This is a genomic window from Maribacter aestuarii, assembly GCF_027474845.2.
Taxonomy (GTDB): Bacteria; Bacteroidota; Bacteroidia; order Flavobacteriales; family Flavobacteriaceae; genus Maribacter; species Maribacter aestuarii.
On the sequence record NZ_CP107031.2, the window covers coordinates 961318 to 979263 of the forward strand.

22 protein-coding genes are annotated in these 17946 nt (G+C 38.5%); 8 read left to right on the top strand and 14 right to left on the bottom strand.

Annotation, left to right across the window (positions count from 1 at the left end):
- Positions 1–53 precede the first annotated feature (53 nt).
- The 4 genes from N8A89_RS04295 (at position 54) to N8A89_RS04310 (ending at position 3897) form a co-directional block, all read left to right on the top strand.
- Complete coding sequence (locus tag N8A89_RS04295; protein WP_281541140.1) at positions 54–1133, top strand: sensor histidine kinase; 1080 nt, start codon at positions 54–56, stop codon at positions 1131–1133.
- Positions 1130–1840 carry a LytR/AlgR family response regulator transcription factor gene (locus N8A89_RS04300; protein ID WP_281541141.1) on the top strand — a complete coding sequence of 237 codons (711 nt, stop codon included), beginning with the start codon at positions 1130–1132 and terminating at the stop codon, positions 1838–1840. The genes N8A89_RS04295 and N8A89_RS04300 overlap by 4 nt, the downstream gene beginning before the upstream one ends.
- A 204-nt stretch (positions 1841–2044) precedes the next feature.
- Positions 2045–2743, top strand: coding sequence for a hypothetical protein (locus N8A89_RS04305; protein ID WP_281541142.1), 699 nt, complete (start codon positions 2045–2047; stop codon positions 2741–2743).
- Between the two features lie 47 nt (positions 2744–2790).
- Complete coding sequence (locus tag N8A89_RS04310; RefSeq protein ID WP_281541143.1) at positions 2791–3897, top strand: AraC family transcriptional regulator; 1107 nt, start codon at positions 2791–2793, stop codon at positions 3895–3897.
- 252 nt (positions 3898–4149) lie between these two features.
- Here the strand turns inward: N8A89_RS04310 and N8A89_RS04315 are convergent, their stop codons facing one another.
- Positions 4150–5376 carry a site-specific integrase gene (locus tag N8A89_RS04315; protein ID WP_289644977.1) on the bottom strand — a complete coding sequence of 409 codons (1227 nt, stop codon included), beginning with the start codon at positions 5374–5376 and terminating at the stop codon, positions 4150–4152.
- A gap of 649 nt (positions 5377–6025) precedes the next feature.
- Between N8A89_RS04315 and N8A89_RS04320 the strand changes: the two genes are divergently transcribed.
- The 3 genes from N8A89_RS04320 to N8A89_RS04330 are packed head-to-tail and all read left to right on the top strand — an operon-like array spanning position 6026 to position 8650.
- Positions 6026–6808, top strand: a complete 783-nt coding sequence (locus tag N8A89_RS04320; protein ID WP_281541145.1) for an MlaE family ABC transporter permease — start codon at positions 6026–6028, stop codon at positions 6806–6808.
- Entirely contained in the window at positions 6808–7590 is a 783-nt protein-coding gene (locus N8A89_RS04325; RefSeq protein ID WP_430682122.1) for an ABC transporter ATP-binding protein, read from the top strand. Before N8A89_RS04320 ends, N8A89_RS04325 begins: the two co-directional genes overlap by 1 nt.
- Positions 7591–7594: 4 nt before the next feature.
- On the top strand, positions 7595–8650 hold the full coding sequence (locus N8A89_RS04330; protein WP_289644979.1) for an MlaD family protein: 1056 nt from the start codon (positions 7595–7597) through the stop codon (positions 8648–8650).
- Here N8A89_RS04330 and N8A89_RS04335 read toward each other — a convergent pair.
- Genes N8A89_RS04335 through N8A89_RS04375 form a run of 9 tightly spaced genes read right to left on the bottom strand, consistent with a single transcriptional unit; the run spans position 8630 to position 13180 of the window.
- Positions 8630–8968, bottom strand: a complete 339-nt coding sequence (locus tag N8A89_RS04335) for a hypothetical protein (RefSeq protein WP_281541146.1) — start codon at positions 8966–8968, stop codon at positions 8630–8632. The genes N8A89_RS04330 and N8A89_RS04335 overlap by 21 nt on opposite strands.
- A complete protein-coding gene (locus N8A89_RS04340) occupies positions 8965–9129 on the bottom strand; it encodes a hypothetical protein (RefSeq protein WP_281541147.1) in 165 nt (54 codons plus the stop codon). The genes N8A89_RS04335 and N8A89_RS04340 overlap by 4 nt, the downstream gene beginning before the upstream one ends.
- 7 nt (positions 9130–9136) lie before the next feature.
- On the bottom strand, positions 9137–10243 hold the full coding sequence (locus N8A89_RS04345; RefSeq protein ID WP_281541148.1) for a DUF6920 family protein: 1107 nt from the start codon (positions 10241–10243) through the stop codon (positions 9137–9139).
- Positions 10244–10300: 57 nt separating this feature from the next.
- Positions 10301–11338 (bottom strand): hypothetical protein, encoded by a 1038-nt coding sequence (locus N8A89_RS04350; protein ID WP_289644980.1) that lies wholly within the window; start codon positions 11336–11338, stop codon positions 10301–10303.
- Entirely contained in the window at positions 11319–11816 is a 498-nt protein-coding gene (locus tag N8A89_RS04355; protein WP_281541151.1) for a P-loop nucleotide/nucleoside kinase family protein, read from the bottom strand. The genes N8A89_RS04350 and N8A89_RS04355 overlap by 20 nt, the downstream gene beginning before the upstream one ends.
- A 34-nt stretch (positions 11817–11850) precedes the next feature.
- Entirely contained in the window at positions 11851–11976 is a 126-nt protein-coding gene (locus N8A89_RS04360; RefSeq protein WP_289644981.1) for a hypothetical protein, read from the bottom strand.
- A 12-nt stretch (positions 11977–11988) separates the two neighbouring features.
- On the bottom strand, positions 11989–12504 hold the full coding sequence (locus tag N8A89_RS04365) for a hypothetical protein (RefSeq protein ID WP_289644982.1): 516 nt from the start codon (positions 12502–12504) through the stop codon (positions 11989–11991).
- Positions 12501–12719: a hypothetical protein gene (locus N8A89_RS04370; protein WP_281541154.1), complete on the bottom strand. Its 219-nt coding sequence runs from the start codon at positions 12717–12719 to the stop codon at positions 12501–12503. The genes N8A89_RS04365 and N8A89_RS04370 overlap by 4 nt, the downstream gene beginning before the upstream one ends.
- An 11-nt stretch (positions 12720–12730) precedes the next feature.
- Complete coding sequence (locus tag N8A89_RS04375) at positions 12731–13180, bottom strand: hypothetical protein (protein ID WP_281541155.1); 450 nt, start codon at positions 13178–13180, stop codon at positions 12731–12733.
- A gap of 150 nt (positions 13181–13330) precedes the next feature.
- Between N8A89_RS04375 and N8A89_RS04380 the strand changes: the two genes are divergently transcribed.
- Positions 13331–14179 carry a universal stress protein gene (locus N8A89_RS04380; RefSeq protein WP_281541156.1) on the top strand — a complete coding sequence of 283 codons (849 nt, stop codon included), beginning with the start codon at positions 13331–13333 and terminating at the stop codon, positions 14177–14179.
- Between the two features lie 66 nt (positions 14180–14245).
- Here N8A89_RS04380 and N8A89_RS04385 read toward each other — a convergent pair whose 3' ends face one another.
- The 4 genes from N8A89_RS04385 to N8A89_RS04400 form a co-directional block, all read right to left on the bottom strand.
- On the bottom strand, positions 14246–15100 hold the full coding sequence (locus N8A89_RS04385) for an SDR family NAD(P)-dependent oxidoreductase (RefSeq protein WP_281541157.1): 855 nt from the start codon (positions 15098–15100) through the stop codon (positions 14246–14248).
- 15 nt (positions 15101–15115) lie between these two features.
- The gene (locus N8A89_RS04390) at positions 15116–16135 is read right to left on the bottom strand and encodes a zinc-binding dehydrogenase (RefSeq protein ID WP_281541158.1); all 1020 of its coding nucleotides are present in this window, start codon (positions 16133–16135) and stop codon (positions 15116–15118) included.
- Between the two features lie 175 nt (positions 16136–16310).
- On the bottom strand, positions 16311–16658 hold the full coding sequence (locus tag N8A89_RS04395) for an amidase family protein (protein WP_430682123.1): 348 nt from the start codon (positions 16656–16658) through the stop codon (positions 16311–16313).
- Positions 16659–16686: 28 nt separating this feature from the next.
- The gene (locus N8A89_RS04400; RefSeq protein ID WP_289644983.1) at positions 16687–17757 is read right to left on the bottom strand and encodes an amidase; all 1071 of its coding nucleotides are present in this window, start codon (positions 17755–17757) and stop codon (positions 16687–16689) included.
- Positions 17758–17946: the final 189 nt, after the last annotated feature.

Genomic DNA, 17946 nt, shown 5'->3' on the forward strand with positions numbered 1-17946 from the left:
TAATACGCCATTGGTCGGTTATTCAGAGAGCCCTGCTTTAGATTTGTATCTTTATGGCAAAAGCAATAACTATGTGGCAACGAATGCAGCATTTTTTAGAAGTTTCAAAGTACAAGTACCTGGTATTTGCGCTTTTGATTTTTGCTTTCTCCGCATCAACTTCAAGTTGGTACTATACAAGCACCTATGAATTAGTGGTGACTTTTGGCATTAGGGTAGCACTTCAAATTGCAATGGCTTTCATTATTGTTGAGGTTTTAATCCCAAAACTTTTAAATAGAGGAAAAACAAGCACATTCGCAGCAGGTGTAACATTGGTGCTCTTTTCATTCTATGCTATTTGCACCCTTATTTTCATTCACTTTTTTGAACCGTCGTTTCCAGCAACTTACGTGAACTATATCAAGCGTTTTGAAGACCCCTCAATTACTGGACGCTTTTTAAATTTTGGCGAATTCGTTTCCAAATCATTGTATTTGCTTTATCCTACCTTTTTGATTTTGGTACTAAAGTTATATACCGAAAAGCAGCAATTGCTGAAATTGAACGAACAGAAAAAAACCGCCGAACTGGCCGCATTGAAAAACCAATTAAATCCGCACTTCTTGTTCAATACATTGAACAATCTATATGCATTGGCATTGAAGAAATCGGAAGATACCCCAAAAGTCATTCGCAAACTATCGGAAATATTGGATTACATACTGTACCGCTGTAACGAATCTTATGTTTCGCTGGAAAAGGAAATCGAGCTTATTGAAAACTACTTGTCCCTAGAAAAAATACGTTATGCGGATAGAGTGAAAATTGAATTCAGTAAAAATATAACCGGCCAGGAAAAAATTGCCCCTTTACTTTTACTCACCTTTGTAGAAAATGCCTTTAAACACGGAGTTGCCAATGAGATACATCAGGCCCATATAAATATTACCATTTCTAAGAAAGGGGAAGAATTGCTGTTTAAAGTTGAAAACAGCAAGCCCGCGGTAACCGAAAAATTGGAAAATAAAGAATCAATTGGACTTCAAAATATAAAAAAGCAGTTGGAGCTACTGTATCCTAAGGCTTACGACCTTATTATAGAAAATGGGAAAAGTACGTTTTCCGCTAATCTTAAACTGTCCATGGCATGAGTTACCAATGTGTAATTATAGATGATGAACCATTGGCTAGGGAACTACTCGAAGGTTATCTCGAAAAAATTCCGGATTTTGAACTCGTGGCTTCTTGCCCAAGTGCTATCGATGCAAGTACTATTTTAAGCAAAAACAAGGTTGACCTCTTATTCCTTGATATTGAAATGCCCCTACTAAAGGGGACCGATTTCTTTAAAAATTTGGTTCATAAACCCGAGGTAATTTTCACCACGGCTTATAGAGATTATGCGGTTGACGGTTTTGAACTGAACGCGCTAGATTACCTATTGAAGCCGATTTTCTTTGAACGCTTTTTTCAGGCAATTCAGAAATTTTTAAAACAGGTAGAAAAGACTGAAGTAAGTAACTCAAATAATACTACCTCCAATACAAGTGACTACCTCTTTGTAAACAAGGCCAAAAAACAGATTAAAGTTGTTTTTGATACTATTTTGTATGCCGAAAGTTTAAAAGATTACATTAAAATACACTTTCAAGAAGAAGAGCCATTAACCGTAAAAGAAAGTATCTCTGCTTTTGAAAAGCGATTGGATAATCGGTTTATTCGTTTGCACCGTTCCTATATTGTGAACAGCGAAAAAATTACCGCCTACACCAAAAATGATGTTGAAATCGGAAGAATGGAAATCCCGATTGGAAACAATTACAAAGACAATCTACTCCCCTTTTTAAAATCGATTTAATCTCAAAATCACACTTGATTTTTTCTCAGGTGAACGTGATTTTGTATTCATGCTAGACATGTACATATTTGGTCGAAAATCGCTGAAACACCCTTAAAACAAGAACGTATACCGTATGCGCACCCATCTCAACCTATTTTCTTTTGTCAGCTAATGAGCTCATTTTACATTAGCCACATGAATTTAAAAATTAAAATTTTCAGTATGAAACAAACAAAATTAGTTCTTGTATTTACCGTAATTTTTCTTGGTGGATTGTTGGTAAACGCACAATCAAAAACCAAAAAATGGGATTTTAAAAAGGGAGAGGTCTTGGATATTCTGCTTTTTAATGGAAAACCTGAATTACCTAAGCTTTTCCCAAGGTATAAGGAAACCGCTTTTGCTTTTGCACTTGAAAAAGGATATCAACCGCAACCATTGCTTGCAGTTGCAGAAACTACGCAAGGAGGATATCAACCAGGCACCTATGTAATTGCAAAATGGACGGATTTAGCAAGTAGAAAAAATTTCTTACATGAAATAATAGCTAAAGTGCCCGATTTTCATGAGCAAAGAAGGGCCATGTGGTCTTCGTTTAATTTGGCTTATTATGTAATGACAAAGGACATATCTTTTGAAGTTAATCCAGATAAAATAGTAGTAGCTACATCCTATTGGAAAGATGATACAGAGACTTTTATAAACTTTAAAAAAGAATGGCTTAAAACAGCTAAGAATAACGGAGGAAAAGTACTGTTGGAATTAAATGACCCAATGTCTACAGTTGGTTACATGTACAAACCAGATTTTATAGTATTAACGGAGTGGAATGATAGAGCGGCCTTTGATGCTTTTTCTAAAGAAAGTACGAAAATGGGCGAAAAGGGAATCCAAAACGTGAACCAATTTATAATCAAATAAGCAATAAAGCTGGCAAGTTAACTATGCTTGCCAGCTCATTTTAAATTATGCAAACACTTTTAAATCAGTTGGTCTACTTTGGCTTTTTTCAAAGCCTATTCTTATTAGGGTTTTATCTGTTTTCGGCTAAGAATCGAAAAAATGTAAATGGATATACAGCATTTCTGATTTTAGTTCTTTTTATAGGATTGTTAGGTCGGGTATTATATATCTCTAAATTGTTTGGAGATAATTTTCGTTTAATTACCATCTCTGAATTTGCTATTCTTCTTTTTGGGGCGACCGTATTTCTTTTTACCAAATCATCATTGACCAACCAACGATTTAAGATTAGGGATTTAGTTCATTATTTTCCGGGGTTGGCATACATCTTATTTGTGATCTTCTATTTTATGATACCTTCGGATGAAGTAATTGTTGCCAGAATACAACGAGGAGAATTATACGCCATAGTTAATGTTTTAGTAGGGATTGGGCTTACGTTTAATTGTACCTATTGGTTTTTAAGTTTAAGACAGTTTTTAAAGTTTAGGAACAGCCTTAAAAATGAACTTAGTTATACGATAAAAACACAATTCTTTTTGAATTTTTTGATTGCTGTAGGGACTTGTCTTTTGGTTTGGACAAGTATGTATTTCATCAGTCTTTTTGGGCCGGAAACCATAGAAAGAGAGGCGCGAAAATTCATTTGGTTAGGAATCGCTTTTATCATTCTTTTCATTGCATATTATGGAATGATAGCGCCAGATTTATTCCGAATACAATCGTTAAACCTTTCTCAAAAATATAGTCAGTCAAAATTGAGTCATAAAGACTTAGATCTATTGAAGACACAGCTAGAGCGAATGATGAGTGCCAAAAAGCCCTATTTGAACACCAAGTTGATGAAGGCCGAACTGGCATCTATGTTAGGTATAAGCAACCCAGAATTGGCACGTCTTTTAAACGAACGTATTGGGATGAATTTCTTCGATTTTGTAAACTATTACCGAATAAAGGAGTTTATAGAACTGGCTAAAACGGAAAAGGCAAAAGAGCTTACTTTTTTTGGTTTGGCACAAGAGGCCGGGTTTAATTCAAAAACAACTTTTAACAAGGCGTTTCGTAGTTTAATGGGTACTTCACCTTCTGCCTATTTCAACAAAGAACTATAGTTTATTATTATGTTGTCATTTGTAACTTTTCATAAAAATTGATAGTTATACTTTATTTATATTAAATGGCCGATTAATAGTCCAGTTTCAAAAGTAATCACTGGTTTATCAATAATAGTCCTATTCGCGGTCTCATTTAGTAGTTTCGTCAAAAGACATATATCAGGACATTTTTTTTATTAAGTTAATCCAAGTGGAAAGACTAACGTACCATACTTTCATAATTGTACACCAATCTTGAAACCTGTGGTATTAACATATCCGAAGACGGGTATAAGAAGTTGGTTTTGGTGGCAATAATAGCTCGGAGGCCTCATCAAGGATAGAGCTATCCAATTCTTTTAGATAGGCTTGGGTAACCTCCAGGTTCTGATGCCCCAATGACTCGCTGATTACATCAGTGGCTACGCCTTTCTGTTTTAGGCAATTGGCAAAGCTATGTCGAGCGACATAACTGGTCAATGTCTTATTAATCTTGCAATGGACAGCTATTTGCTTTAAGTCCATATTAAAGACCTTCAGTGTTTGTTTTTTGGCCCGTTCAATTTCAATTGGCGTAAGGCTGTCACTTTTAAGTAATGGGAAAACATATGCTGTTCCTGTGGGTCTTTGACAGTAATAATCCAATATTTGCTGTACGGGTGGAAGAATCTTTATTTTGAAATTACCCTTAGTCTTTGATCGGGTGTATTGTATCACACCGTCTTTAATATTACTCCATTTTAATTTCAAAATATCGGCAAAGTTCATTCCCCGAGTGTAAAAACTAAATAGAAAATAATGACGGCTATCCACAAGATGGGGATACTGGGATATATCCATGTTCAGAATTTCGTAAATCTCTTCTATTTCCAGAGCCCTTTTTACACTCTTTCCCCTAAGCTTCGATATCTTGTATTTTTTAAATGGATAGTTGTCCAGGGCAGTCAAATCCCTCTCAATGGCCGTATTGAATATAGTGCGTATACACCTCATACGCACACTAATACCTCCATCGGTTCCACCTCTGAATCTAAGAAAACCTTCAAATTTTGTGAGAAAAGCCAAATTTACGTCCTCAAAATTTAGACGAGTACTCCCGTGAAATTTTTGAAGAGTTGCAAAGGCATCCTTATGACATCTAGCACTGCCAGTTCTGCCAGCAGTCAACAGTTCGGAAATCAGGTCGTCCCAGAAGTAGAAAATGTTATTGCCGTTAGGATTGGATTTCACTCGAAAGGCATGTTCAAATTCCGTGAGGGTAAATCGCTCCTTCTCGGCCTTAAGGTTTATGTAAATTCTATAAGCTCTATCCTTAATATTGGATAGCACCCGATTTTTTTGGATATAGTTTGGGCTTTTCTTGGTAAATATTTCAGAGTTTTGATCCCACTCGTTTGGGAAAGCATTGAACAGTGTTTTGAAAAATTTTGTTTTTCTATCCTTGGTTACACGCAAATAGATTGGATAAGATCCATTCGCCCGTCTTTTCCTTCTCATCACTATTTTAACACTGGCCATAATTTTCAAAAAATTGGTACAACATAGGTCCAACAAATTGCCTGATAAAGATACCCTAAATGAAAATCAAAGAAAAATTAATTATTATAAATTATTGATTATCAGATGATAAGAAACCAAATGAAGATAAAAGAAGAAAATTTTTCGCATCTTCTAAGCAGACGGTCAGAGGTTCGAATCCTCTCGCGATCACTTAAAAATCAAGACTTTAAAGATTAATTTCTTTGGGGTCTTTTTTATTTGCACTCAAAAATTGGAATTATTTGGATTTAAATGGGGTCATTTGAGTCTGATTTTAATTTGTTGTGAACGGACAACAAATGGCCCTATAAAGTCCTCGTTTTTAAACGCACAATAATCATATTCTAATTTGAACCGATTTTATAGCCTTTTAGACACAACCACGCTCTTCACTTAAATAAAACCCCTCTGGGACGCCTTCTTTGAATTTAAGCGCATTCCCGTTCCACTATATTGCCGCTGGTTATCCTCCAACTATTCTTAAGATATTTCCCTCAGCCATTGACTTTGAATGAAATCTGTCATCTTTGATATATGACCATCGTCATTTTTAACCCTGTGCACCTACTCTATATTTGATAGGACCCAAAGAAATTTAGGAAATAGTATGACGATAGCAACTGAAATGGTCGACAAGACCAAACAGTTTTTTATGCAAATAGGAGACCTTTCTTATTTCGCAGGCCGTTTTTTCAAAGAGGTTTTAAAACCACCCTTTGAATTCAAGGAATTGCTTAGACAATGCTATCAAATGGGCGTTCGTTCCATTCTATTGGTGGGGCTGACAGGATTCATCATCGGTTTGGTACTTACGTTGCAATCGCGTCCCACTCTGATTCAGTTCGGGGCAGTTTCATGGATGCCGAACATGGTAGGGATTTCCATTGTGCGCGAAATTGGCCCTGTGATTACAGCATTGATCTGTGCAGGAAGGATTGCCTCCGGCATAGGCGCGGAGTTAGGCTCTATGCGTGTCACGGAACAGATTGATGCCATGGAAGTTTCAGGTACCAATCCGTTTAAATACTTGGTCGTGACCCGTATCTTGGCCACCACCTTGATGTTGCCACTACTGGTTATTTTTGGCGACCTAATCGCTTTGTACGGCTCCGCCCTGGTAGAAAACCTTAAGGGAAACGTCTCCTTTCAACTCTATTTCAATACGGTTTTCGATGCGTTGTCTTATGGAGATTTGGTGCCTGCAACGATTAAATCGTTCTTTTTCGGATTCGTCATTGGTCTTGTGGGCTGCTACAAAGGATACTTTAGCGATAAGGGAACCGCCGGAGTGGGCATAGCCGCCAATACCGCAGTGGTCATGGCATCGATATTATTGTTTGTCGTAGATTTTATTGCGGTTTTCGTTGCTGATATTTTTTATGAATTATGATGGCTACCAAAGAAAAAACGATAAGAGAGGATACCATGGCTGAAGAAAAAGATGTCGTGATTAAAATCAGGGACCTTAGAAAAAGTTTTGGTGAAAATCATGTCTTGAATGGTTTTAATATGACGCTGCATAAAGGTGAAAATCTGGTAGTAATGGGGAAATCAGGCTCTGGAAAATCCGTCATGATTAAATGTCTGGTTGGCTTGATGACTCCAGATAGTGGCTACGTTGAAGTTTTGGGAAAAGAGATCAACACTTTAAATCAGCAGCATCTTGATGAACTACGATCGGACATTGGTTTTCTTTTTCAAGGAAGTGCACTATACGATTCTATGACCGTTCGAGAAAACCTGGAATTCCCAATGCGCAGACACAAAGAAAAATTAGGTGTTGTTTCGGATACGATGCCGTTAGTACTGGAAGCCTTGGAAAATGTAGGTCTAGCCCATACGATGGAGCTGATGCCTGCTGAACTTTCTGGGGGAATGAAACGACGGGTGGCGTTAGCCCGTACCCTCATTTTAAAACCTAAGGTAATTTTGTATGATGAGCCTACCAGCGGTTTAGATCCAATTACCTCCAAAGAAATTATAGAATTGATGCGTTCCATCCAGCAGAAATATGGAACATCCTCCTTGATCATTACCCATGATGTGGATTGCGCACGGGTCATTTCCGAAAAGATGATCTTATTGGTGGATGGCATCAATTATGCGGAGGGCAGCTTTGTAGATTTATCTACATCCAAAGACCCAAAGGTGGAAGCCTTTTTTAAAAAATAAGAATATGGCTAAGACAGCAGTAGAAAATTTGAAATTAGGAATCTTCGTAATCCTAGGGACGGTACTTCTACTTGTAGCCGCCTACTTGATCGGTAACCGGCAAAACATGTTCGGCAAGACCTTTCCCGTTACGGCGGTATTCAAGAATGCCAACGGACTTCAAAACGGGAACAACGTACGTTTTTCAGGTATCAATGTCGGTACAGTAAACAAAATAGAAATGGTAAACGACACCACTATCCGAGTGCATATGATCATCGCCGACAAAATGCAGGAGCATATAAAAAAGGATGCCATCGCCACTATTGGTTCTGACGGATTGGTAGGAAGCATGCTCATCAATATTATTCCGGGCGAAGGAAACGCCGAATTAATCCAATCTGGAGATGAATTACAATCCTACAGCAAAGTTGCGACCCAAGATATGATGACAACCTTAAACACTACCAATGAGAATGCGGCCTTATTGACGGAAGATTTACTGAAAGTTACCCAATCATTGATAAAGGGCAAAGGTACTTTGGGTAGGTTGTTAAACGATACCACCATGGCGGGCGATTTACAACAAACGATCACCAATTTAAAATATACGAGCAGCCAGGCGAATTCTGCTATTTCAGAATTACGCGGGATTATCGGGAAAATCGATTTCGAGGAAAGCACCGCAGGAGTTTTGCTCAGTGATTCCATTTCTGCGGGCAAAATGCGCAATGTTATTGAAAATTTGGAGACATCTAGTATCGCGATTAACAAAATGACCCAAGATCTGAACACCATTGTTGGAGGAATAGAAGATGGAGATGGACTTATTAGTTCTGTGTCAAAGGATACCACCTTAGCTAACCAATTGGAAAGAACCATGTTCAATATCGAACAAGGCACCGAGCGTTTCAATGAGAACATGGAGGCCTTAAAACATAATTTTTTAACCCGAGGCTATTTTAGGAAGCTGGAAAAAGAACAAAAGAAATTGGAGAAAAAAAGAATTAATCGTTTTGATTATAGGCTCGCCAAAAGGCCTAAAGTTCTTCTAACGTTACTATTGAGAGATTCTAAATAGTAGAATAATTACCGCAATGGCAAAAATACTCGTATAGATTAATTTGTTATGCTTGGCCAACCAATTCGGCAAGAAAATATCAAAATTGTCCTTGGTGGAATCCGAATATCTACGAGCGATAACGGTCAGGGGACAGAACCATTTAAATAGAAGTAAAACTATCCCCTCCAACAACACCAGACCGATACATATCCATACCCAAAGGTCAATTTTATTAACGATTACAGCATACAAAAGGTAGAATATGACCACATTAAAAAAGAGCCAGATGACCGTGTGAATCAACTTAATTGAAAGTAACCTATCCTTGTCGTTCATAATTCCATACCCCTTTTTCTCATTTCTTCTTTTAGTTTTTTTGGAATACCGGTCCGGTATTGGCAGTTCTTAAGATGTTCCAAATGCCATGCTATGCGTTGGTCGATGGTCGCATTCTTGGGCATTTTGTTGGTTAAATACCATTCGCTATTAAGTTTCATTACTTCTTCAGTTTTTAGTGAGTTCCAAATTATTAAACGTCCAATCCGTGATTTCAAGGTTCAACCAATTGAAATCACCTTCTTTTAATTTCCAAGTAACGCTGCATTTATTGGGAATCTTAAAACCAATAAAATTCTTGTATTCTTCCACTTTAATCAACCAAGTTTCCAAGCTGGCATCTTTTCCTCCTCCATAGTAGCGTTCGGCCTCAAAGGATTGCATTTCGCCATTTTCCGAGAATTCAAAAATGCCAAAAACCGATTTTCCATTTAAGGTAAAAGTGGCCTTTACCGAATTTGCATCCATGGTTTCCCAATGAACGTAATGGTTTAACGCCGCCGACGGAAACCAGACCATTTCAGCCAAGTATCTGACCATGGCCCCGGAATTTATTTTTTCATTGTCACCTTCGTTAACAACGGGAATTACATTGGCCAATTTAATGAGCATCTCGCCCTTGCCATCAATAAATTTATCCCTACCCACCATCTTGATCAAGGGTAGAAAATCTACTTCTGTCGACCATATAAAAGCGGGTTTTGAAACATCAAAATACTGTTCGGCCGTAAACGGCATCCATTTGCCTTCAGGTTTGATTTTCATTTTTCCTTTTTGCCGCAAGTGAACTGAAACTAACCGTTCGGTGCCCATAACTCCCGAACTTTGCATCCATTCTTGAACTCTTTCCGGCAATTGCCTTATATCCTCTTTTGTTACCACCGAAATCCCGCCAGGGCCAATATCCCGTACTAAGTCCTGTGTTTCCTGAAAAACCATTTTGTTGAATCGATAAAGGCCATAAGCAGAAATACCTACCACAAGAATTATTGCATTAACTATGGTAACGAACTTGGCATCGCTCCAAAAAATAAAAATCAATATTTGCGAGAGGACCATGGCAATGATGACCAACAGCGACCAAGCTACCATCTTCTTCCAATACAGGATGCTCGATACGATAAAAAGCAAACCCACCAACAACCAAAGTAGCCCAATGGGTCTTGAAATATCCTTGCTGAACTCAGCCAAATTTCCATAACCGAAGGCTTTTGTAAACCCCATTAAATGGATGAGGCCGTGCAATAAGACCATGACCAAAAACGCAATCCTCATAGTATTATAATTTTAATTTTAAACATCCCGTTCAATCCAGCAATCCACTGGGCACTTTTATCTATTAAGATGCGTAAGTGCTGTACGCCTCAATAGTTCAACATAAGATTCCATTAATTTTAAATATTTTTCTAACTCTGCTAATGCCCTCATCTTGGAGGCCTTGTCCGATGCGCTTTTTGCCCTAAGACTGTTGACCTTTGCCCGAACATTAGCCCGGTAGCTTTTGAAGTAGACAAATAGTTGATATTCCGCTTCGTTTCGTATTGTCGGAAAAACTTTATTGTATTGTTCGATGAACATATCGGAAAGGTCTTTTCTGCCCCAGGCATCCAAATCCATACAAAGGAAGGCCACCTCGTTCAACACATCAATTTGCCTGTAATCATCATTGAATTCGATACAATCGAAAGGTTGGGGTTCCGGCAATAGAAAAATATTACGGGTATGCAGGTCGCCGTGGCAGTCCCTAAAAAAACCGTTTTTTAAACGTTCATCTAACAGTGCCTTATTCTGATCCAGAAAAGCGTTCGAGATTTGGATGGCGATATCGATGCGATTGCCGATGTTCTCGTTCAGATGTTCAGTTAAAAACTCCTTTTCCTCGCTCAGCGCATTAAATTTTTCCTTAACATCCAGTACATTCTTTTTAAAAATGATGTTGGTTGTTTTATGGAAGATGGCTATCCGTTGTGCTAAATTTTTGATATCGGCAGTACTTACCTTGTTCTTTGCTACCAGTACATCCATTTGTCTTTGCGAATCCAGTTTACGCATTTTAAGGGCATAATCTACTAACGCATCTCCATCTCCCCCTATGGTATAGACCTCATTCGATTCGTAAATGGGTAAGACTTCCTGATACATATCTGTTGACATCCGTTGGTTCAGTTCCAATTCGCGTTCGCAAAAGTGTTTTCGAAGTTCTAGTGTGGAAAAATCCAGAAACGAATATTTAATAGGTCTTTTAATCTTGTAAACGAATCGATCACACAGAATTACCCAAGAAATATGGGTTTCCACCAATTGTCGTAGTTCGGTCACCTTGGGAAATTTCCCCTCGGAAAGTAGCCTATCAATTTGATCTCTTCTCATTCTTAAGATAGTGTACGGCCTTTTGCAGCATGGCTTCGATATTATCGTTCGTAGATTGCAAGGTTAAATGGGGCTGTTCCAAAGCTTCCCATTGCTCTTTAATCAATCGGTAAACTCTTAGGTCAGCTTCGCTAAACAACCTATCCTCTTTCAACCGCTCCCGTATTACATCCTCATTGGCCTGTATTTCAATAAACACAATACTTCCCTTTCCTTTGGAAATAAAGGGTTTTCTGGTTGCCTTAAAATGAAATGTAGCATCTAAAACCAAATCAGTGTTCGTATTGATGGCCGCCTCCATCTTGTTCAGCAATATTTCGTAGACCTTGGCCGTCTCCGATTTGGAATAGGTCCGTTTCGGAAAAAGTTCCTTTCTTAGCCTATCGCTATTGAAGTATTGTGCATGGATTGTTTCTGCAAGCCTACTTGCGAAATAGCTTTTACCAGAACCCGGAAGACCACAGACCAGTATTACCATACTTTTTTCTTGAAATGGGCAATTGTCGTAAAGCCTAGTCTTTCGGCGCTATAAAAAATACCCAAATCCCATACAGCAGAACAGTAGCTATTACAATAATGATAATCCCCAAGGTGCTATAATTCATTTTATTACCGTCTTTTCTTGTGCTACGTTTCATAATCAAGCATATTTATCGCCTAACATCCAACAAGGGGTTTAATCTTTCCAGAATGTCTTGTGCAAAATCAGGTACATCTTCTATGATGGATTCACCGGTCAACGCATCAACATCTTCCATTTTATAACTGCCTTCGCCTGAAGTGGTCAGTACCACAATTTTTTTTGAGTCGTTCTTAGTGCGTTCTATAAATGCTTTGACCTCGGTGGGAGGTTTCCAATTTTCCCAAGTGTGTGCTATTAAAATGGCGTTAAAATCCTCGGGGTCAATTTGGGAAAGGTCCCTCACATCGATAACTTTTATATAAATAGAATCCATTTTATAATGGTTGACCACAGCGTTGGTGATACTATCCTTAAAATCGCTGCCTTGAGTGGCAATTAATAACTTCTTTTCCATACTTGGGGAATTCACATCGTAGGGTTGGATGTCCCCCATAGAATACTGGTATTGATACCAAATGAGGAAAAGAAAAAATACGGCCATTACTCCCAAGAATATATAAAGGATATTTCTAAAACGTTTCATAATTTTTTGGTTGTATGGGTCTTCACGTGGTGCTTTAACAAGTCCTTCAAGTCTTGTAAATAGACTTCAAGCGTTTTCTTATTCAAATCAGGATGTACGCTAGACGGAATGGTAATCGGATTTTCATCCAAAAACCGATAAAGTTCAGGATAATCTGATTCAATAATGTTGGTCAGGGCACTGATTTCCGCTAAAATTTGTCGTTCTTCTTTCACAATACCAAGCTTTAGGATTCCATGACATTGGCAAGTTTTTCACTATCGATGATATATTCGGTTATTTTGAAAACTTCTTTTCGATTCTTTCGAAACTGTTTTAAGAAGGTACCCAGTTCCTCTTCGAGATGTTCGTGTTCTGTTTTAATAATTCCCGCATCACTTTTATTGGGGTCCTCAACCAGATAGCCCAGCTGAATTCTGTGTTTGGCTACTTTTTCCAAAAGGTCTTTACTCCGGCCGTTCAATTCGAACAATTCTTTTTTCAATTCTTTTACGAGTATCAAATTTTCCGGCTTAGTAATCCACATGAAGTATTTATCGACTAAATGATGTAAAAACCGAAGGTCGTCCCTGTAAAATTCCAAATCGGATTTCCAGTATTGGGTAATTACATAAAGTTCGTCCCATGGTCCGTCCTTTAAAAATTCGGTTTCGTCACTGTATTCGCTAGAGCTCATCTTAAAAACTGTTTATGAATTATGATACATAAATGTAGTGGACTGATACCCTATTTGAAATGACGAAAGTCATTATGTACCTTATGATTTTAATCATTTTTTGATTCGGACCATATACCTAGATTCAAATTTACAACCACTTAATATCAGATGATGAATACCATATTATATGCTACCGACTATTCTGAAGACTCTGCCACGGCATTAAAAATATCGCACCTACTAGCCAAAAAATTTGGTTCGAAATTGTTCATAATGCATGTATTCGACGTGCCTCTAAGTCTTGCTAGCCCGGTCTCCGTGAGCTATATGAATAAAGAAAAAAGACTAATCGTTGAAAATCGTTCCAAGTTGAAAGAATTCTGTACTGAACATTTGGGAGACGCTTGGCAAGAAAACAATACGAATTTTGTGGTCGATGAAGACGGCTCCGCAGCGGACTGTATTCTAGAAAAGGCCATAAAATACAACGTGGATCTTATTATTGTTGGGACTAAGGGAGCTAGCCGTGTTAAGGAATTTTTCTTGGGAAGCACCACCAAAGCATTAATTAAAAAGGCGCCTTGCGCCGTCTTGGCCGTACCAGAAATGCATAACATTGGTACTTTTGAAACTATAGCCTATGCCACAGATTTTGAACAGGCCGATATTTTTGCCATTAGAAGGTTAATTCCGATGGCAAAACTATTCAATTCGCAAATTAGGCTAGTACATATTACGACCCCGAATGAATATGCCGGTGAACAACAAATGGAATGGTTCAAAGACATGTTACAACAAAAGGTTGAATACGATAATCTGGAGTTCGATTTAATTTTATCCGATAACGTTTTTAAGGAACTACAAGAATATTTGAATAAAAAGAATGCCGCTATGCTGGCTATGTTGGAAAGAAAGAACAATAACTTTTTTGAGAAGTATATTCAGCAAGATATGGTGAAAAAAATGGTCTCTGATATTACTGTTCCGCTGCTCAGTTTCAACGTGAGCGGGCTATAGAGACAGCTTACCAAAAGAACCGTACCACTATTTAGAAAAAGACCTTTACTTTCTTGCTACACTTTTCTATATACTGTTGTCCTTTACCTTAACACCGCCAATCATTGTAAACTGCTTTTGTATACGCTCTCGGTTTATCCTTAGCAACCAATCGCTGAACCGGGGAAAGTAACGGGTAGTAAATTCGGTAAAATTGCCCAAACGCGTTAAGGTTGCTCTGTTTTTTCTTTGAACAAGCATCTTCCTAACCCTTCTAGCGACCGACTCTTGCGTCGCTAGAGGTATATTAGTCCTTTTGGGCAAATAAATCCAAGTGCCGTCAACATCTAAAATTGATTTTTTGGGGTCATTTTTGGTAAATCCCACAAAAGCTATCCCAACGTGGATATCATAGTCAAAAAGTTCTATACGCAAGGCTTCAACAAGTCCTGCCTGGGCCATTTTAGAAATGGTATAAGCTGAATTATAGGGCATTCCTCTAAATCCCCCAGCACTATTTATAAAAATAATATGCCCCTTGCTCTTTTTTAAATAAGGGATGGCATGCTTGCTTAAATAGGCCGCACCCATAAAATTGGTCTCTGCCAGAATCTTGAAGTTGGCCTCCTCCATAAACTCCACCGATCCTCTACTGCTTACCCCAGCGTTATTGACCAGCACATCCAATTCTCCATATTGTTTAATACATTCATCTACAAGGTGCTGGCAGTCATTTATATTTCTAATATCCGCAGCCACTGCGAATACATCAAACCCGTTATTACGTAATTCGATTTCCGTTCGACGGAGCTTTTCGCCATTTCTACCATTTAAAACGACCTTTGCCCCTTTAGAGGCTAGTTCAATGGCAATGGCTTTACCGATACCCATACTGGAGCCAGTAACCAATGCTACTTTGTTCTTAAAGTAATTTAACTTCATGTTTTAGCTATTTGGTTACCAACTGACAACAATTTTTCCCATCGATTTTCGAGACTCCAAGAAGGCATGCGCCTTCCCTATTTCTTCAACCGTGTATGCTCCACCTACATGGGGGTTCAGACTTCCCTCTTTCGTCATGCGGATGACCGATTGCATAGTCTTTGCGATTTTAGCAGGGTTTTCCTCCGCTACTTTCAACATATTTATCCCTACTATTCCTTTTGAATTGCTTAAAAATTGAATAGGATGATAGATGCCAAACTGTGCCAAAACTCTTAATTTTCCAAAAATTGATTTGGTCTGGTTCATTGAGGAAACCCCGAACGAGAACAATCTTCCTCCCGCTCCCAAAAGCCGATAGCCTTTCTTCACGGATTTGCCACCAACTGGATCAAAAATGGCATCCAATCTGAGTTTACCTAAAAGCTTACGCACCTCTTGCTCAAAATCAGCTTCCCGATAGTTGATAGGATGATGTACTCCGTTCTTCTGTAAATATTTAATTTTTTCTAAAGAACCACATGTACCAAAAACGGTACAATTTTTATTTAGTGCCATTTGAGTAAGGGCAGTACCTACACCTCCAGCAGCGGCGTGAATAAGCACCTTATCATTTTCCTGAAGGTTGGCCATAGAATGACTTAAAAAATAAGCGGTGCTATATTGAGTGGCCAAAGCAACGGCCACCCCAGCGGGAAAAGTTTCTGGAACGGGAAAGACCACTTCGCTTTCGGCAACGGCATATTCCGCATACCCTCCAAAACGGGTGAGTGCCGTAACCCTTTGCCCTAATCGTATATTGTTGACCTCGCTACCTATTGCCACCACCTTTCCCACTACGTCATAACCTAAAATAGCGGGCAACGCTGGGGCGGCTTTGTAAAGTCCCAATCGGGCCATTACATCCGCAAAATTGAGTCCAAAGCTCTCCACTTTTACGAGAACTTGATTGGGTTTGGGGCGTGGTTTGTCCGCCTCTCTTATTTCAAAGGCGGTATCCGCAGATCCGTACTTCTGTAAATAGACTGCTTTCATATTTTGGTGGTATTCGTTAAAAGTAGGCGGATTAGTTTTCCGCCACTATGACATTCATCAGTAGCAGTAATCTATTCAAAGAGCCTTAAAATCCACTTTAGTTGAAAGTATTATGGTAATTATTCATGGAAGAAAATCCGGATAATCTTCTTAATAAATCTATAGCTTGGTTAATTTAATACTTATGTTGTTTTACAAATCCTTCGGTATGTTTAGATACCAATTTGGCAAAATGTAGCAGATGGGGTTCACTCCAATGGGGTCCAACCACTTGAACTCCAAGAGGCAATCCTTCTTGACCAAGGCCTAATGGGATACTTATAGCCGGATGACCGCTTGCATTGAAACAAGCATTATAAGGATATACATAATCAATGTATTTCATGGTTTTTCCTTCATAGGTAATTGGAGTTCCAATTTTACATCGCTTATATGCAGGACCAAAACCGGAAGGGCAGACCAAAAAATCGAATTCTTCGAAATAGGTTTCCCATTCCTTAATAAGTTGCATTCTTAGCCCTATGAGCTCTGAGTAATCCGAAAATGTATCCTTAAATTTCCAAAGGGATTTTTTCCATACCTCTTAAATAACCCTTTTTTAATTCTTTTATCATTAAGGGTTTCACAAACCAAGGAAGATCTTGCATTATGGTCATGAACGATAACCTTTGATGCAATTCCAGTGTCCGGCGATGAAGATCTTTTTTTGGTTTTAATTCCTGGGTATATCCTCCTTCGCCCCTAATCGTCTGTATCAATTTATCGATTACGTGTTTGGTCTGTTCACTGGAGTCATAATCTTCCCAGCCATGGACCCACGCAACTTTATAATCACCAATCGTCCTTTGCTTTGGTGTTTTCCAATGAATTGGAGAAATTCTTCGGTCGATTTTATCGTCACCCTTAAGAATTTTCCATAATAACTCCAAATCTTCCGGTGTTCTCGCCATGGGCCCTACCACAGCCATATCGTTCAGAAAACCTTTGGCTTCTTTGGGTTTAGAAACTAGGCCATGTGTAGGTATCGTATTTTCCGTAGTTTTCAAACCATAAACACCGCAAAAGTTTGGAGGAATACGAACTGAACCACCCAGATCACCACCCAATTCAATAGGAACCATTCCTGTCGCCAAAGCGACAGCGGAACCCCCTGAACTTCCACCGGGAGAATAGGCTTCATTATATGGGTTAACACACGTGGGGTAGATGTCCCCGTCAACTTGGTAGTCCAACATTTCTTTGGAAATATTGGTTTTCCCCAAGATTATGGCGCCGGCTTCTTTTAAGCGGGTAACAACCAAAGCATCTTCCGGGGCTATCCAGTCTTTTAAGCGATTGCTATTCAATGTTGATTTGAAACCTTTTAGCCAAAATTGTTCTTTGATCGTCATGGGCACTCCATGAAGTGGACCTCTGAATTGCCCTTTATCCGTTTCCTCGTCACAAATCTGTGCTTCTTTTAATGCTTCTTCTTCCAATAACAGGACGACCGCATTCAATGAGGGATTATGTTTTTTAATATGTGCAATGTGTTCCCGTACAACCGCTGTGGAAGTAACTTTTCTGTTGCGAATAAGACTGGCAAGCTCTATGGCGGATTTAAAAATTAAACTGCTGGACATCTTCAGGTTTTAACGTCTGAGCAAATATCGAGAAGGTGTGATGGCGTTCAAATGATAAAAATCAGCTGTATGAACTTTTATAGTTTGATTGATTTATCTATTCAAAGTGTTACAATTAATAATATTCAATATTTAATTATATCGAATAATTAGATTAATTAATTTAGGCTTCCTAAGAAAATATTCTTC

Bases quoted from the DNA above. Each gene is read 5' to 3' on its own strand.
- N8A89_RS04295 (WP_281541140.1), top strand. From the start codon at position 54: ATGGCAAAAGCAATAACTATGTGGCAACGAATGCAGCATTTTTTAGAA.
- N8A89_RS04300 (WP_281541141.1), top strand. From the start codon at position 1,130: ATGAGTTACCAATGTGTAATTATAGATGATGAACCATTGGCTAGGGAA.
- N8A89_RS04305 (WP_281541142.1), top strand. From the start codon at position 2,045: ATGAAACAAACAAAATTAGTTCTTGTATTTACCGTAATTTTTCTTGGT.
- N8A89_RS04310 (WP_281541143.1), top strand. From the start codon at position 2,791: ATGCAAACACTTTTAAATCAGTTGGTCTACTTTGGCTTTTTTCAAAGC.
- N8A89_RS04315 (WP_289644977.1), bottom strand. From the start codon at position 5,376: ATGAGAAGGAAAAGACGGGCGAATGGATCTTATCCAATCTATTTGCGT.
- N8A89_RS04320 (WP_281541145.1), top strand. From the start codon at position 6,026: ATGACGATAGCAACTGAAATGGTCGACAAGACCAAACAGTTTTTTATG.
- N8A89_RS04325 (WP_430682122.1), top strand. From the start codon at position 6,808: ATGGCTACCAAAGAAAAAACGATAAGAGAGGATACCATGGCTGAAGAA.
- N8A89_RS04330 (WP_289644979.1), top strand. From the start codon at position 7,595: ATGGCTAAGACAGCAGTAGAAAATTTGAAATTAGGAATCTTCGTAATC.
- N8A89_RS04335 (WP_281541146.1), bottom strand. From the start codon at position 8,968: ATGAACGACAAGGATAGGTTACTTTCAATTAAGTTGATTCACACGGTC.
- N8A89_RS04340 (WP_281541147.1), bottom strand. From the start codon at position 9,129: ATGAAACTTAATAGCGAATGGTATTTAACCAACAAAATGCCCAAGAAT.
- N8A89_RS04345 (WP_281541148.1), bottom strand. From the start codon at position 10,243: ATGAGGATTGCGTTTTTGGTCATGGTCTTATTGCACGGCCTCATCCAT.
- N8A89_RS04350 (WP_289644980.1), bottom strand. From the start codon at position 11,338: ATGAGAAGAGATCAAATTGATAGGCTACTTTCCGAGGGGAAATTTCCC.
- N8A89_RS04355 (WP_281541151.1), bottom strand. From the start codon at position 11,816: ATGGTAATACTGGTCTGTGGTCTTCCGGGTTCTGGTAAAAGCTATTTC.
- N8A89_RS04360 (WP_289644981.1), bottom strand. From the start codon at position 11,976: ATGAAACGTAGCACAAGAAAAGACGGTAATAAAATGAATTATAGCACC.
- N8A89_RS04365 (WP_289644982.1), bottom strand. From the start codon at position 12,504: ATGAAACGTTTTAGAAATATCCTTTATATATTCTTGGGAGTAATGGCC.
- N8A89_RS04375 (WP_281541155.1), bottom strand. From the start codon at position 13,180: ATGAGCTCTAGCGAATACAGTGACGAAACCGAATTTTTAAAGGACGGA.
- N8A89_RS04380 (WP_281541156.1), top strand. From the start codon at position 13,331: ATGATGAATACCATATTATATGCTACCGACTATTCTGAAGACTCTGCC.
- N8A89_RS04385 (WP_281541157.1), bottom strand. From the start codon at position 15,100: ATGAAGTTAAATTACTTTAAGAACAAAGTAGCATTGGTTACTGGCTCC.
- N8A89_RS04390 (WP_281541158.1), bottom strand. From the start codon at position 16,135: ATGAAAGCAGTCTATTTACAGAAGTACGGATCTGCGGATACCGCCTTT.
- N8A89_RS04400 (WP_289644983.1), bottom strand. From the start codon at position 17,757: ATGTCCAGCAGTTTAATTTTTAAATCCGCCATAGAGCTTGCCAGTCTT.